Raw genomic sequence first — 14,259 nt, 5'->3', positions numbered from 1 at the left:
CGGATCGTCATGTCTTCGATCATGCGCCGGCGCAACGGGCTCATTGCCTCGTCGGTCATGGGGATGCTCCTGTCTTGGGTGAGGTTGTTGCAACCCCTCAATCTCAAGACAGGACGCCCCTTGGCGCTATCGGCTTGGCCACCCTGTTTGCCGCAGCGGCCTACCGCGCGAGCGGTTTAGTCCCATGGCCCAACTCGGACTTCTATTGAGGTCTGCTATTGCGCTGCTATCGGGGGCACAGCAGACCTCATACGCGCCGTGATCTGCGGCGCGGGTTTAGCAGCCGCATGAACGCCCTCCATGTGTCGCAGCGGCATGTTCCGGCGCGCGGCGTGGCCGCAGCAGATCTTGTCTGGCTCCGAGTGGCAGGCCCATGCGGTGCCGTTGGTGTTGCACAAGGCGGCGATCTCTCCGACGCCGGGCAGGCACCCCAGATTGAACCCCATCTCGGTCGCCGGATTGCCGATGTCGAAGGGGCAGCCGACGCAATACCTTTGTGAATTTCAGGCATTTTCTGTTGGCCAAATCTCGTTTTGTTCGGTGGGTTTTGGTGGTGGTTTCGGTGGCCGTTGGCCACAAATTCCACAGCAATATCAACGATCTGGCAGCCTTCTCAGGGCTCGCCCTCAATGCCTTTAGCAGGCGTTATCTGCTTGATTTTTCCTTGACTTCCTGGCTTCGATCCTGGGTCCGTTTTCCAGAACGCCTTCTTGGCGGGAACCGATCTCGGGAACGCCCAGATGACCTTCGCCCCGTTCCGGATGTAGCGGGTGCTGCCGCCGTTGTCGGTGCGGCGCTTCAGGGGGCAGGCGCACACACGGTTGGGAACGTGAGTGCCTCCACACGACCCAGCCACGACACGTCTGTTCGTACGACGAATTGGAGCGCCGTTCCAAGCGGATCTATAACCTCCGAGACGAAGACGAGCTGTGAGCGACATCTCGAAGGCCGTCGAGTTTGTTCTGGAGAACCAACAGGACGCGGTGCAGTGCGGCCAGATGCCGATCTAGACAATCTACGAGCCGCAGATTGTGGAGAGCTGGGTGTGGGCACGCTAACGTGGCGGGTGTTCCGTTGGACGAAATCTGCCATCTTCGATAGCCAAGGTGGGGAATTGAACGATTCGGTGGCTTGAAGTGCCAAGCGTCAAGTTGAAGTTATTCTAAGAAGCTGTAGCGCACCCGGAACCTGCGACAAGTCGTCGAGAGCACAGCGCGACACAAAGCAGCGTGACACCGAGCGCGCTTCATGCGAACACTCAAATGATGGACACATCGGAGATATATCCTGCCGCTGAGCGCCGGTGGCCGCCCACGATTGTGATTGGCCGCACGCCCAGGGGGCCCGTTCTGCGCATCGAGCTGCTGCAGGTCCTGTCGATCCTCAGTCTTGTCCTGGTGGCGACGGGCAGCATCGCAGGCGTATGGTGGTTCTCGGTCCACGGCATCACCTGGTTTGAGCCTTTGCTGTTGCTGTCCGTGACCTTCGTCACCGGCCTCGGCATTACGCTCGGCTACCATCGCTTGTTCTGCCATCGCGCCTTTGTCGCCCGTGCGCCGCTCGCGGCGGCGCTTGGAATTCTTGGTGCGATGACCATGCAGGGCCAGATCCTGGGATGGGTCTCGATCCATCGCAAGCATCATCGATACAGCGACCGGCCCGGCGACCCGCATTCACCGCGCCCGCGCGGAGCCGGGATTGTCGGCGCCATCCGAGGCTTCTTCCAGGGCCATGTTGGATGGGTGATGTCCGACGCCTACTGCGTGTACGTCGACTACGTGCGCGATCTACGCCGCGATCCGGTCGTTCGCTGGGTTGATCGTTGGTATTGGCTGTGGGTCGCCGCCAGTTGGATCATACCCGGCTTCATCGGTCTCGCCTGGTACGGGACGATGGATGGATTCTGGGCCGGCTTCTTCGCGGGCGGTCCGCTGCGCACACTCTGGCAGCTCAATTGCACCTGGGCGGTGAACTCGATCGCGCATCGTTTCGGCCGACGGCGCTTTGAGACACGCGAGGACAGCCGCAACAGCGCGCTGGTCAACACTCTCACCATGAACGGCGAGGGGCTGCATAACAACCATCACGCCTTCCCCTGGTCAGCAAGCTTCGCGCTCTTCCCGGGCGAGATCGACCCCGGCTATTGGGCGCTGCGCGGTTTCGAGGCCATGGGCTGGGCGACAAAGGTGCGTGTGCCTGCCCAGCACCTCGTTGCAGCGCGGGCCGCTCAGCCGACGACCGATCCCTTGCGCTCGAGCACCAAGCGATAGAGCGTCACGGCGCCGGCGAGATAGGCATCCAGGCACGTCTTGAGATTGTGCATGTAATCGCTCACCATCTCACGCCCCACGAGCGCAACCAGATCGGCCTCCTGGCTCCGCAGATTCCTTAACCAGGCTCGCAGCGTGTAGATGTAATCGCGCGGCTTTCCTTCGAGATGCACGAGGTCAAACCAGCGTTCGCTGGCGAGCAGCATCTCACTGGCGTGAGGCAAGTTGCCCTCGAGCCAGAAACCATCGATTCCGCTTTGGCTGATGTGGCGGGCCTCGCTGCCGAGCTCGATGTTGCCCCAACCGTTGACCTGGATCGAAGCCCGGCCACCGACCCTGAGCGTGCGAGCGCAGAACTCGAAGAACAGACTGTAGGCCTCGATACGCTGCTGACGATCCGCCGCCTTGCCGGCGAAGTGCTCCATCGCCTCGAGGCTCACGATCGCGTCAAACGGGCGATTCGACTGATAGTCCTGCCAGGCCGAAATCTCGGTCACGAAGTTCCGCGGGGCGTAGCTTCGTACGTACTCGGCCTGGTTGTCGGCAAGCGTCAGGCCGACATAGTCGATGTCCGGCCTGCGCACCATCAGCCGCTTGATGAGGCTGCCCCAGCCGAACCCGACGTCAAGCACACGCTGCGCGCTGTCCGCTCCAGACATATCGATGTGCCAATCGAGCTTGCGCAGTTGCGCCGCCTCAAGCGTGTCGCGATTTCCGGGCTCGTTCCAAACGCCAGCCGAATACGCAAGATTGGGCCCGAGAAACCGCTCGTAAAGTCGCGGCTCGCGGTCGTAGTGGGCCTGAATCTCGGCTTTCGACGCGCCCAGATTGGGGATTACCGCCGCGGGGGTTTCGAGAATGGTGTCGGTTAGGCGAGTGCTGGCCATCACAGCTCCAGGAAATCAAGGTATTCGAGAGAGTACCCCAAACTATGATCGGCTCATACCCCACCGCAACCCTTGACGATCACGTGCGGGATGAGCGCTGGTCGGGGCCAAGGCCGCCGGTTTTTCTAGAATCGTGGAATGATTTCAGGGGTAGGCTAGCATTCTCAGGGCCCGCTCTTATTCTTTCTTACCTGTGCACTTGCACAATGCGGCCAAAGCCGCCTATCTGGGATGATCGCCCATCCGCGCCGCGCTAAGGTCATCAGTCCCTTGGAATCGCAGTTTGAACCTCCGCAAGATGCGCCGCCGGATCGTCCGCACGAGCCGATCCTCACCTTGCCTCCGGCGCTGACCGCCTACATCGCGCTGATCGCGGTCATCCACTTGCGCGTGCTGCTGCCGCCGGAGTGGGAAAACTGGACCATCGACGTCTTCGGCTTCATTCCGAAGCGGTACGATTCCACGCTGCTCAACATCACCTTCCCCGGCGGCGAGGGCGCCAAGGTCTGGACCTTCGTTACTTATTCGCTGCTGCACGCCAACCTCACCCATATCATTTTCAACGTGCTTTGGCTGTTGCCGTTCGGCAGCGCGCTGGCGCGGCGGTTCGGCGCGCTGCGCTTCTATCTGTTCATGGCGGTCACGGCGGCTGCCGGTGCGCTCGTGCATCTCCTGACGCATGAGCATGCGATCGCGCCGATGATCGGCGCATCCGCGTCCGTCTCCGGCACCATGGCGGCCGCGATCCGCTTTGCCTTCGTGAAGGGCAGCTTCCTCTCCTTCAGCCGCGGCGACGCGGAGGCGGCGGCAAAGGTGCCGGCGCTGTCGCTGTCGCGCGCGCTGCGCGATGGTCGCGTGCTCGCCTTTCTCGCGGTCTGGTTCGGCGTCAATCTCATCTTCGGGATCGGCTCGATCGCGATCGGAGCCGACGGCGCCAGCGTCGCCTGGCAGGCGCATATCGGCGGGTTTCTGGCCGGGCTCGTGCTGTTCTCGTTGTTCGATCCGGTGCCGCGGGAACGCCGTCATGCTGCAGATGCGTTGTCGCCTGACGGACCGGACCGCGTCTGATAGCCGCTTGCGGCTGAGGGCGATTTCATCCATCATTGATTGAAAGTTGTGACGCAAGCTGCCGCCTCTTGCGCTGCATGATGGCCGCGCTTGTTGCCCACCGCGCCGGAAACGAAAACTGCGCGGAACTGTTGATTGAAGACTCGCGAACGATGTCGCGCCTCCTGGTCGAGGCGCGGCAGGGATTCAGGAGGCGCCAATGACGGTACGTTCCATTCTCGATTCCAAGGGTCATCAGATCACGAGCGTCCCGCCGGACGTGACCTTGACCGATGCGATCAAGACGCTCGGCGAGCGCAAGATCGGCGCCGTGCTGGTCATGAAGGAAGGCAGCATCGAAGGCATCTTGTCGGAGCGCGACATTGTGCGCGTGCTCGGCGAGCGCGGCGCCGGCGTGCTCGAGGAGCCTGTCAGTGTGGTGATGACGCGCAAGGTGGTCAGTTGCCGTCCGTCCGACACCGTTGCCGGCATCATGGAAATGATGACGCTCGGCAAATTCCGCCATCTGCCCGTGCTCGAGGACGGCCGCGTGGTCGGCTTGATCTCGATCGGCGACATCGTCAAGCGCCGGGTCCAGGAATACGAAGCCGAGCAGGAAGCGCTGCGCGACTACATCAAGACGGCCTGAAATCCAGAGCTTCGGTTCTGATGGCATCAGGACCGAAGCTCTAGGTTTTTGTCTTGACGCGTTTCTTCACGCGAACCGGTGTCCACCCTCGGATCAAGTCCGAGGGCATGCTTCGCTCGAAAACGCTCTATTCCTTGGTCTCGTCGGGGGGTGCGCCGGTAGCCGTAGTCGCTGCCGGCGGCACCAGGATGTCGATCGCCTCTTGGATCGACTCGATCGCACGCTCGGCGGCGCGAACGCCATGCGCGATCAGCTCATCCGCGCGATGGAAATCGAACCATCCGATCTTGCCGACCCGCGGCGAGATCAAGAGGTCCGGCGGATCGCCGGCGAGCCGCGCGCGGGTGATGCGGTCCTGCATGATGTTGAAGGCGTCCACCATCACGGTCGAGATACCCGGCCGCGTGCCGCTGCCGAAGAATTCGCGCTTCATGGTGCGCTCGGCCGAGAAGAACTTGCCAAAGCGTCGCTTCGGCGGGACCGGGTCCGGAACGACTTCGGGCACGACGGTGACCTCGGTCGGCTGGCCGTGCGAATAGATCGTCGTGGAATGGTTGAAGACGTCGCTGGAAAGATTGGCGGCGATCACGATCTCCGCGCCAAAGGCCCGCGCCGCCGAGACCGGCACCGGATTGACCAGCGCACCGTCGACCAGCCAGCGGTCGCCGACCAGGACCGGAGCGAAGATGCCGGGCAGCGCGTAGGAGGCGCGCATCGCATCGACGACGCGGCCGTGGGTCAGCCAGATCTCATGGCCGGTCCGCACCTCGGTCGCGACGCTCGCAAACTTCACCAGCAGATCCTCGATCTGGGTCTGGCCGATCGAGGCTTCGAGCTCGGCGGCAAGCTTGGTGCCGCCGATCAGGCCTGAGCCGTTCAGCCGGATATCGAGATAGCCGAAGATGTTGCGTGGCTGCAGGCTGCGCGCCCAGGCCTCCAGCGTATCGAGATGGCCGGCCGCGTAGGCGCCACCGACCACGGCACCGATCGATGTGCCGACCACGACATTCGGAATGATGCCGTGCGCGATCAGCGTCTTGACGATGCCGATATGGGCAAAGCCGCGTGCGGCGCCGCCGCCCAGTGCCAGCCCGATCACGGGCCGCCGCTGGGCGCCAAGGCCTAGCTTCTCGGAGCCATCGGCGCTCTTCTGGCTCCGGCCCATCCAGCTATCCAACACTCTGACTTCTCCTGCCGGCGCGAGATTAGGCTCCGCGACGAGGCGCCGCCAGAATCGTTCGCATGCATGGTTTATGCCCTAGGAGCATAGCGCGTAGGGAGGGATTGTGACTTGAGCGCGACCGCCAGGCCAGGGTGGAAGCGTGGGTTCCACAATAGCAACCCCGCAGGACTGCGGAGGCTTGAATTTGCCGCGTTTTCGTTGAAAAGCATCATTCCATGACTGTTTGGGGCGATCGCATCGGACGATGCGGGCGGGGCGTGCTGCTTCGCTCGGTGATTTGGCTTGCCGTAATCGTGATTTTGGCGGTTCCATCGGCCGGTTCGGCGCAATGGTTTGGTGAGCGGCCGCCCCCGGTGCCGCCGGCCGCGGTCCCCGATGCTGGACCTGCGATCAACCTGGCGCCGCCATCCGGCTCGGGGTCGGCGCCGAACCTGCCGGCCCCATTGACCCAGCCGACGATCATGCAGCCCTCGACCGCCGCGGCCCCGCCGGCCGGGCCGCCGCCGGGGACGCAGACTGCGAACCAGGCGGTGCTGTCGCTGACCGCCCGCTATGGCAAGGATCTGCCGGTCATCAACAATGGCCTGGTATGGCGGGTCTTTGCCGACAAGCCGGATGACAACGGCACCTTCAAGCTGATCCGAGAGGACCGCGGCGCCAGCCCCAACATCGTGTTGCCGCCGGGCAATTACGTGGTCCATGTGGCGCTCGGCCTGGTCAGCGCCGTGCGCGCCGTGAGCCTGAAGTCGGAGACCGATCGCGAGTCCTTCATCCTGCCGGCCGGCGGCCTGCGGATCGAAGGCCGGGTCGGCTCCAGCAAGATTCCGCCGAACCAGATTTCGTTTGCGATCTACAAGGGCAGCCAGTTCGACGGAGCGGACCGCGGCGCCCTGGTCCCCAATGTCGCCGCCGGCGACGTCGCGCTGTTGCCGGAGGGGACCTATCACATCGTCTCCAACTATGGCGACGCCAATTCGGTGGTGCGTTCCGACATCCGCGTCCAGGCCGGCAAGCTCACCGACGCGACCGTCATGCATCGCGCCGCCGTCATCACGCTGAAGCTCGTCGGCGAAAAAGGCGGCGAGGCGCTGGCGAATACCGCATGGTCGGTGATCACGCCGGGCGGCGACGTCATCAAGGAATCGATCGGCGCCTTCCCCCGCGTCGTGCTCTCAGAAGGCGAGTACCGCGCCATTGCCAAGAACGAGGGCAAGGTGTTCGAACGGCCCTTCAACGTCGTGAACGGCGTCGACGGCGAGGTGGAAGTCATCGCGCGCTAGATACGAGTAAAATTTTCAGCGACTGTCATAGTCTCTAACGCGCACTAACCAAGATCTGACTTTGAACTGTCATAATAGCGCCGACGCCCCGTCGCCCGCGCAATCTTTACATTGCTTTAAGCGAGCCTGCTTTGGATGCGGGCGGGGACTGGAGCATGAAATCGGACAGGGGAAGCCGGTTTTCCCTCGCGACAAACGCGGAGCGTTTGCGCCGTGATCATGCTCGAATGTGAAGTGAGGTCGTGATCCGATCTTCGTCGGACCATGATCTGGTGGTTCGGGGCGCGTCATGAGTGCGGCGAAGAAGTCGTCGGGAAAATTCAACACAGAAATGTTCGGCGACGTCCCGGTGCTCAAGCGCAAGTGGCAAGCCGCATTGCGTCCGGGCGACAGGTTGCCCCGCTATGAGGACGTGATGCTCGGCAGCCTCGGCCGGCTCGCCGACCACATCGTCCTGCTCAAGGAAAGGGGCGGCGCGCTCGCCGTTTCGCAACCCGGCCGCTACATCCAGCAATGGCTGAATGACGACCGCTGGGACATGACGCTGAACGAGCTGCCGCCGGATTGCGCGACCGCGCTCGGCGAAGCCGCCGCCAACGCTGCCCTCAATGACCGGCCCTATCTTGCCACGGCGCATTGCGTGCGCGACGGCCTGGTCCGCACCTATGACGTGCTGGCACTGCCGACGTCCTCGCGCTGGGGCGGCACGCTGGTCGGGGCCTACGTCAACGAGCGCGGCGCGCAATACAATCTGCTCGACACGATCTTCGCGGCGACCGATGAAGGCGTGCTATCGCTGGCAGCCATTCGCGATTCGCGCGGCGAGCCGTTCGATTTCCAGATCATTCATCTCAACCAGGGCGCGGCGAAGCTCTTGAAGCAGCCCCAGCACGAGCTGTTGTGGCAGCGGCTCAGCGCGGGCGGAAACCTGCTCGGCGCCTCCGATGTGACCGAGCGGCTGCGCGAGACCCTCCGCAGGACCAGCGGCACCCAGTTCGAGATCGAGAGCGAGGACCGCTGCCTGCGGCTCGCCGTCACGGCGTTCGGCGACATGCTGTCGCTGACCTTGTCCGATGTCACGGCGCTGAAGCGGCGCGAGGTCTCGTTCCGCCTGCTGTTCGAGAACAACCCGATGCCGATGTGGGTGTTCGACGCCGCCACCATGGAATTCCTTGGGGTGAATGACGCCGCGGTCCAGCATTATGGCTATCCGCGCGAGAAATTCCTGAGCATGAAGTTGCGCGAGATCTGGCCGGAGGACGAATGGGCCTCCCACAGCAAGGCGCTGCAGGAGATCGGCGACGTCTACCATTCCAGCCGCGACTGGCGGCACATCAAGGCGGATGGCAGCGAGATCCATGTGCTGACCTTCGGTCGCCGCGTTTCGTTCGACGGCCGCGACGGCTACCTCGTAGCCCTGGTCGATATCACCGAGCGGCGCAAGGCCGAGGCCCGCATTGCCTACATGGCCCATCATGACGGCCTGACCAATCTGGCGAACCGCGATTTCTTCCAGGACCGCCTGCGCGAGGCGCTGCAGCGGAGCAAGTCGGGGAGCAAGCGCGTCGCGGTGCTGTGCGTCGATCTCGACCTGTTCAAGAACGTCAACGATTCCTTCGGCCACGCGATGGGCGATCGGCTTCTGAAGCAGGTCGCGGAGCGGCTCACGGCCGATATCACCGGCGACAATCTGGCCGCGCGGCTCGGCGGCGATGAATTCGCGATCGTGCTCTCCGATGTCACGCCGAACGAGGCGAGCGATTTCGCCGAACGCCTGATCGGGACGCTGAGCGTGTGCTACGACATCGACGGCATCGAAGTGGTGGTCGGCGCGAGCGTCGGCATCGCGCTGTCGCCGGGCGACGGCACCAGCTCGGAGGAATTGATGCGCAATGCGGACATGGCGCTCTATCGCGCCAAGTCGGACGGCGGCGGTGTGCATCGCTTCTTCGAGCACGAGATGGACCGCCAGGCGCAGAAGCGCCGTGATCTCGAGCGCGACCTGCGCCACGCCTTCGCCAACGGTGAATTCGAGCTGCATTACCAGCCGCTGGTCGACATCGCCGCCGACAAGATCAGCGGGTTCGAATCGCTATTGCGCTGGCGCCATCCGGAAAAGGGCATGATCTCGCCGGCCGAGTTCGTGCCGGTCGCCGAAGACATCGGCCTGATCGTCCAGCTTGGCGAATGGGTGCTGCGCGAAGCCTGTTCGGAAGCGATGAAATGGCCCGAGGAGATCAAGGTCGCGGTCAACCTGTCGCCGGTGCAGTTCCGCAGCCGCAATCTGGTGCAGGCGGTGATCTCGGCACTGGCGCATTCCGGCCTGTCGCCGCGACGGCTCGAGCTCGAGATCACCGAGTCCGTGTTCCTTGCCGAGACCGAGGCTAATCTGGCGATCCTGCACCAGCTCCGCGAGCTCGGCGTCAGCATCTCCATGGACGATTTCGGCACCGGCTATTCCAGCCTGAGCTATCTGCGCAGTTTTCCGTTCGACAAGATCAAGATCGACCGCTCCTTCGTCAAGGATCTGGCGCGCCGTACCGATTGCGTGGCGATCGTGCGCGCGATCTCCGGCCTCGGCCGCAGCCTGAACATCACCACCACCGCGGAGGGCGTCGAGACGGTTGATCAGCTCGACTGGCTGCGCGCCGAGGGCTGCAACGAGGTGCAGGGCTTCCTGTTCAGCGCGGCGCGGCCGGCGGACGAGATCGCAACGCTGCTCGCAGGCTTTGCCGGGCGCGCATCGAAGGCGGCCTGACGCCGTTTGTCGCGCGGCGGTCTCCGCCGCAAATTTGTCGGCTCGCGGCGATATTGGGCGCGGGCCATGACCATGACCATCGCTCGCGTAATCCGGCTCGCCGTGCTGCCGCTTCTGCTTGCGCGCGCTGTCGGCACGCCGCTCGAGGCCTCCGCTCAAGAGATGTTTGCCGGAGTCACGGTGCGGGCGCCCGATGCGTTCTATGATCCGCCGGCGCAAGTGCCTGACGCGCCGGGCGCGCTGCTGCGCAGCGAGCCGCTCCGGGACGTCAGGCTGCCGGCCGGCATGCGGGGCTGGCGCATCCTCTACACGACGACGGTAAACGACACCACGCGTGCAACCGCCGTCGCGACCGTGTTTGCGCCGATCGATCCGCCCGCGGGCCCGCGCCCCGTGATCACCTGGGAGCACGGCACGATCGGAATGCAGCAGAAATGCATGCCGTCGCTGCTATCGGCCCCGGCCGTGGGGATTCCGGTGCTCGATCGGATCGTGCGAGCAGGCTGGGTGATCGTCGCCACCGACTACTCATTTGCCGAGAAGGGCGGCCCGCATCCCTATCTCATCGGCGAGGGCGAGGCGCGCGCCGCGCTTGACTCGGTGCGCGCCGCACGGCAGATGCCCGAACTGACGCTCGATCCGCGCACTGTGGTGTGGGGGTATTCGCAGGGCGGACACGCCGCGTTGTGGACCGGCATTATCGGTCCGCGCTACGCGCCGGAGATCGAGATCGCGGGCGTTGCCGCGATCGCGCCGGGCACCAATCTGCTGGACATTTTTGCGATGAACCAGGGGGTCGACAAGCGGCTCGGGCCGTATGTCGCGCTGTCCTATAGCCGCTTCTATCCAGACATTAGCTTCGAGCAGGCGGTTCGGCCGGAGGCGCTTGCGGCCGCGCGCGAGATTGCGGGCCTGTGCGGGTTCCTGCCGGAGGAGGAGCCGGTGCGGGCGGCGGCGCTCACCGCAACGTTCGAGGGGCCTGCGTTGGCGACACGCAGCAACCCGGCGCTTGCCGCAAGGCTTGCGCAGAATGGCGCCGACCATCCGATCGCGGCGCCTGTGGTGATCGCGCAAGGAGCGGAGGATGACGTCGTGCCGCCGGCGGCGACCGCAGGCTATGTCGAGGAGCGCTGCGCCGCCGGCCAACGGCTCGAATATTGGACCTTCGTGGGGCTCGACCACGGCATGGTGCAGCCGGGCTCAAAACTCGAGGAGCCACTCATGGCATGGACCGCGGCGCGTTTCGGAGGCGAGCCGCCGCCAAAGGGCTGCACCCGCAACTCGTTCTGACGCGCTGCGCGCAGCGCTGGAGCGTGATGGTACTTGGTTGAATCGGCCCGAGGCCCAGGTTCACCTCTCCCGTAGGGAGAGGTGAAGAGCGGCAGCGCCCATGGCGGATACAATTCGACTTCAGGCGCTAGAACCGCGTCACGATATCCGACAGCGCCGGCCGCGGGCGGTCTTCGTTCGGCTTGGTCGGCTTGCCGATATGGATCAGCCCTGCGAGCTTCTCGTCGGGCCTGAGGCCAAGACCGTCGAGCACATCGCGGTCGAAGACGAACCAGCCGGTGAGCCAGCACGCGCCGTAGCCGAGCGCGGTCGCCGCGGTGAGGATGTTCATCGCGCTGGCGCCGGCGGAGAGTTCCTGCTCCCACGGCGGCACCTTCGGATGCGGCTTGGTGAAGCTGACGATGCCGATCACCAGCGGCGCATCGGTGAGCCGCCGCTTCTCAACCTCGATATCGGCCGTCGGCGCGCCCGGGTTCTTCTTGGCGAACACGCTCGCGATGACATCGCCGGCGCGGTTGCGCGCCTCGCCTTCGAACACAATGAAGCGCCAGGGCGCGAGCTTACCGTGGTCCGGCACCCGCGCGCCGATCGTCAAGATGGTGTCGAGCTCGGTCGGCGAGGGGCCGGGGCCTGTCATTTCGCGCGGCTTCACCGAGCGGCGGGTCTTCAACAATTCTATGGCGTCGGGCACTGCTGCTTTCCTTAAACTGGCGGGTCGCGGACATTCTTGCCACGAGATAGGGGCGAACGCCCGCGACCGGAAGCGAGTTTAGACGGATTAAAGCATCAGGACGGCGATTTCGCCCGCTTGATGTCGGGCGCCGTCGCCTCGTCGACCAGTGCGGCGAGGGCGTCCGCAGTCGGCATCACCGTCTGGCCTTCGCTGCCGAACCGTCGCACCGAGACCGAATGGGTCTCGGCTTCCTTCTTGCCGACCACGAGCAGCGCCGGGATCTTTGCCAGCGAATGCTCGCGGACCTTGTAGTTGATCTTCTCGTTGCGCAGGTCGATCTCCACCCGCAGGCCGGCGCGCCGTGCTTCGGCCACCACCTGCTTGGCATATTCGTCGGCTTCGGAGGTGATGGTGGTGACGACCACTTGCACCGGCGCCAGCCAGAGCGGGAAATTGCCCGCATAGTGCTCGATCAGGATGCCGATGAAGCGCTCCATCGAGCCGCAGATCGCGCGGTGCACCATCACCGGCGCCTTCTTCGAGCCGTCATGGTCGATATAGAACGCGCCGAACCGCTCCGGCAGGTTGAAGTCGACCTGGGTCGTGCCGCACTGCCAGTCGCGGCCGATGGCGTCGCGCAGCACATATTCGAACTTCGGCCCGTAGAACGCGCCTTCGCCCGGATTGATCTCGGTCTTGATGCGGTTGCTGCCCTTGGCCTTGATCTCCGACAGCACGGTCGCCATCACGCGTTCGGCATGGTCCCACATCGCGTCGGTGCCGACGCGCTTTTCCGGCCTCGTCGAGAGCTTGACGGTGAGTTCGCCCTCGAAGCCGAAATCGCCATAGGTCGAGAGGATCAGGTCGTTGATCTTCAGGCACTCGTCGGCGAGCTGCTCCTCGGTGCAGAACACATGCGCATCATCCTGCGTGAAGCCGCGCACGCGCATCAACCCGTGCATCGCGCCTGACGGTTCGTAGCGATGCACCACGCCAAATTCGGCAAGCCGCAAGGGGAGGTCGCGATAGCTCTTCAGACCATGCTTGAAGATCTGCACATGCCCCGGACAGTTCATCGGCTTCAGCGCGAACCAGCGCTTGTCCTCGGCCTCGTCGCCGGCGGACTGCGCCGCGAACATGTTCTCGCGGTACCAGTCCCAATGGCCCGAGGTCTCCCACAGCACCTTGTCGAGGATCTGCGGCGCGTTGACCTCCTGGTAGTCGCCGGCGAGGCGGCGGCGCATATAGGCGATCAACTGCTGGAAGATGGTCCAGCCCTTGGGGTGCCAGAACACCACGCCCGGGCCTTCCTCCTGGAAGTGGAACAGGTCGAGCTCGCGGCCGAGCTTGCGATGGTCGCGCTTCTCGGCTTCCTCGATCTGCTTGAGGTAGGCGTCGAGATCGTCCTGTTTCGCGAAGGCCGTGCCGTAGATGCGGGTCAGCATCGGATTGTTGGAATCGCCGCGCCAATAGGCGCCCGCGACCTTCATCAATTTGAAGGCGTTGCCGATCTTCCCCGTGGAGGTCATGTGCGGACCGCGGCAGAGATCGAACCAGTCTCCCTGGAAATAGATCTTGATCGGCTCGTCGCCGGGAATGGCGTCGACCAGCTCGACCTTGAACGCCTCGCCCTTGTCGCGGAACACCTCCTTGGTCTTCTCGCGCGACCACACTTCCTTGGTGAAGGGTTTGTCGCGCGCGATGATCTCGCGCATCTTCTTTTCGATGGCGGCAAAATCTTCCGGGGTGAACGGCTCGTTGCGGAAGAAGTCGTAGTAGAAGCCGTTCTCGATCACGGGGCCGATCGTGACCTGCGTGCCCGGCCACAGCGACTGCACGGCTTCCGCCAGCACGTGGGCGCAATCATGCCGGATCAGTTCCAGCGCGCGCGCGTCGTCACGCGAGATCAGCTCGATCTTGGCATCCTCGGTGATGGGATCCTTGAGGTCATACAGAACGCCATCCAGCGCCATCGCCACCGTGCGTTTGGCCAGCGAGGGCGAGATGCCCTGGGCGATATCGAGCCCGGTGGTGTTCCTAGGGAATTCGCGTTTCGCCCCGTCAGGGAAGGTGAGGGTGACTTTTTCCACGGGCTGGGCGGGCTTCAGGTTGCTGAGGCTGTACTGGAATCCGGACTCGGACTTGTGCTCGTCGGGCATGACATTCTCCTGTGGCTCACTCCTGCGAACGAGCGCAGGTAAGCTGAAGCAGCGATATAGCAG

Annotated in this window: 11 protein-coding genes; 7 read left to right on the top strand and 4 right to left on the bottom strand. The window is 64.1% G+C overall.

What is annotated here, in order from left to right:
• Positions 1 to 209 (top strand): hypothetical protein (locus AC5ZG5_RS26350; RefSeq protein WP_496165471.1); only part of this gene is annotated, 209 nt, incomplete at its 5' end.
• A gap of 1,053 nt (positions 210 to 1,262) precedes the next feature.
• Positions 1,263 to 2,270, top strand: coding sequence for an acyl-CoA desaturase (locus tag AC5ZG5_RS26345; RefSeq protein WP_130229766.1), 1,008 nt, complete (start codon positions 1,263 to 1,265; stop codon positions 2,268 to 2,270).
• On the opposite strand, the gene AC5ZG5_RS26340 is transcribed toward AC5ZG5_RS26345, so the two are convergent.
• Positions 2,228 to 3,157, bottom strand: coding sequence for a class I SAM-dependent methyltransferase (locus AC5ZG5_RS26340; protein WP_456644675.1), 930 nt, complete (start codon positions 3,155 to 3,157; stop codon positions 2,228 to 2,230). The two genes, AC5ZG5_RS26345 and AC5ZG5_RS26340, sit on opposite strands and share 43 nt — an antisense overlap.
• 270 nt (positions 3,158 to 3,427) lie before the next feature.
• On the opposite strand from AC5ZG5_RS26340, the gene AC5ZG5_RS26335 reads away from it, so the two are divergent.
• Together AC5ZG5_RS26335 and AC5ZG5_RS26330 are read left to right on the top strand one after the other, a co-directional pair.
• Complete coding sequence (locus AC5ZG5_RS26335; RefSeq protein ID WP_456644674.1) at positions 3,428 to 4,225, top strand: rhomboid family intramembrane serine protease; 798 nt, start codon at positions 3,428 to 3,430, stop codon at positions 4,223 to 4,225.
• A gap of 199 nt (positions 4,226 to 4,424) precedes the next feature.
• Complete coding sequence (locus AC5ZG5_RS26330; RefSeq protein ID WP_456644673.1) at positions 4,425 to 4,853, top strand: CBS domain-containing protein; 429 nt, start codon at positions 4,425 to 4,427, stop codon at positions 4,851 to 4,853.
• Positions 4,854 to 4,980: 127 nt separating this feature from the next.
• Here AC5ZG5_RS26330 and AC5ZG5_RS26325 read toward each other — a convergent pair whose 3' ends face one another.
• Complete coding sequence (locus AC5ZG5_RS26325) at positions 4,981 to 6,033, bottom strand: patatin-like phospholipase family protein (RefSeq protein WP_456644672.1); 1,053 nt, start codon at positions 6,031 to 6,033, stop codon at positions 4,981 to 4,983.
• Positions 6,034 to 6,251: 218 nt separating this feature from the next.
• On the opposite strand from AC5ZG5_RS26325, the gene AC5ZG5_RS26320 reads away from it, so the two are divergent.
• From AC5ZG5_RS26320 to AC5ZG5_RS26310, 3 genes are all read left to right on the top strand, one after another.
• Complete coding sequence (locus AC5ZG5_RS26320; protein WP_456644671.1) at positions 6,252 to 7,316, top strand: RgsD C-terminal domain-containing protein; 1,065 nt, start codon at positions 6,252 to 6,254, stop codon at positions 7,314 to 7,316.
• Positions 7,317 to 7,605: 289 nt separating this feature from the next.
• On the top strand, positions 7,606 to 10,074 hold the full coding sequence (locus AC5ZG5_RS26315) for a putative bifunctional diguanylate cyclase/phosphodiesterase (protein WP_456644670.1): 2,469 nt from the start codon (positions 7,606 to 7,608) through the stop codon (positions 10,072 to 10,074).
• Between the two features lie 66 nt (positions 10,075 to 10,140).
• Positions 10,141 to 11,364: a lipase family protein gene (locus AC5ZG5_RS26310; RefSeq protein ID WP_456644669.1), complete on the top strand. Its 1,224-nt coding sequence runs from the start codon at positions 10,141 to 10,143 to the stop codon at positions 11,362 to 11,364.
• 127 nt (positions 11,365 to 11,491) lie between these two features.
• Here the strand turns inward: AC5ZG5_RS26310 and AC5ZG5_RS26305 are convergent, their stop codons facing one another.
• Both AC5ZG5_RS26305 and thrS read right to left on the bottom strand, forming a co-directional pair.
• Positions 11,492 to 12,055, bottom strand: coding sequence for a nitroreductase family protein (locus AC5ZG5_RS26305; protein ID WP_456644668.1), 564 nt, complete (start codon positions 12,053 to 12,055; stop codon positions 11,492 to 11,494).
• A 95-nt stretch (positions 12,056 to 12,150) separates the two neighbouring features.
• Positions 12,151 to 14,196, bottom strand: coding sequence for a threonine--tRNA ligase (gene thrS / locus AC5ZG5_RS26300; RefSeq protein ID WP_456644667.1), 2,046 nt, complete (start codon positions 14,194 to 14,196; stop codon positions 12,151 to 12,153).
• Positions 14,197 to 14,259: the final 63 nt, after the last annotated feature.

It is taken from the genome of Bradyrhizobium sp. Ses1, assembly GCF_059512365.1.
Note: the sequence above shows the minus strand (reverse complement) of the source record. Positions and strands in the feature narration are given on the sequence as shown.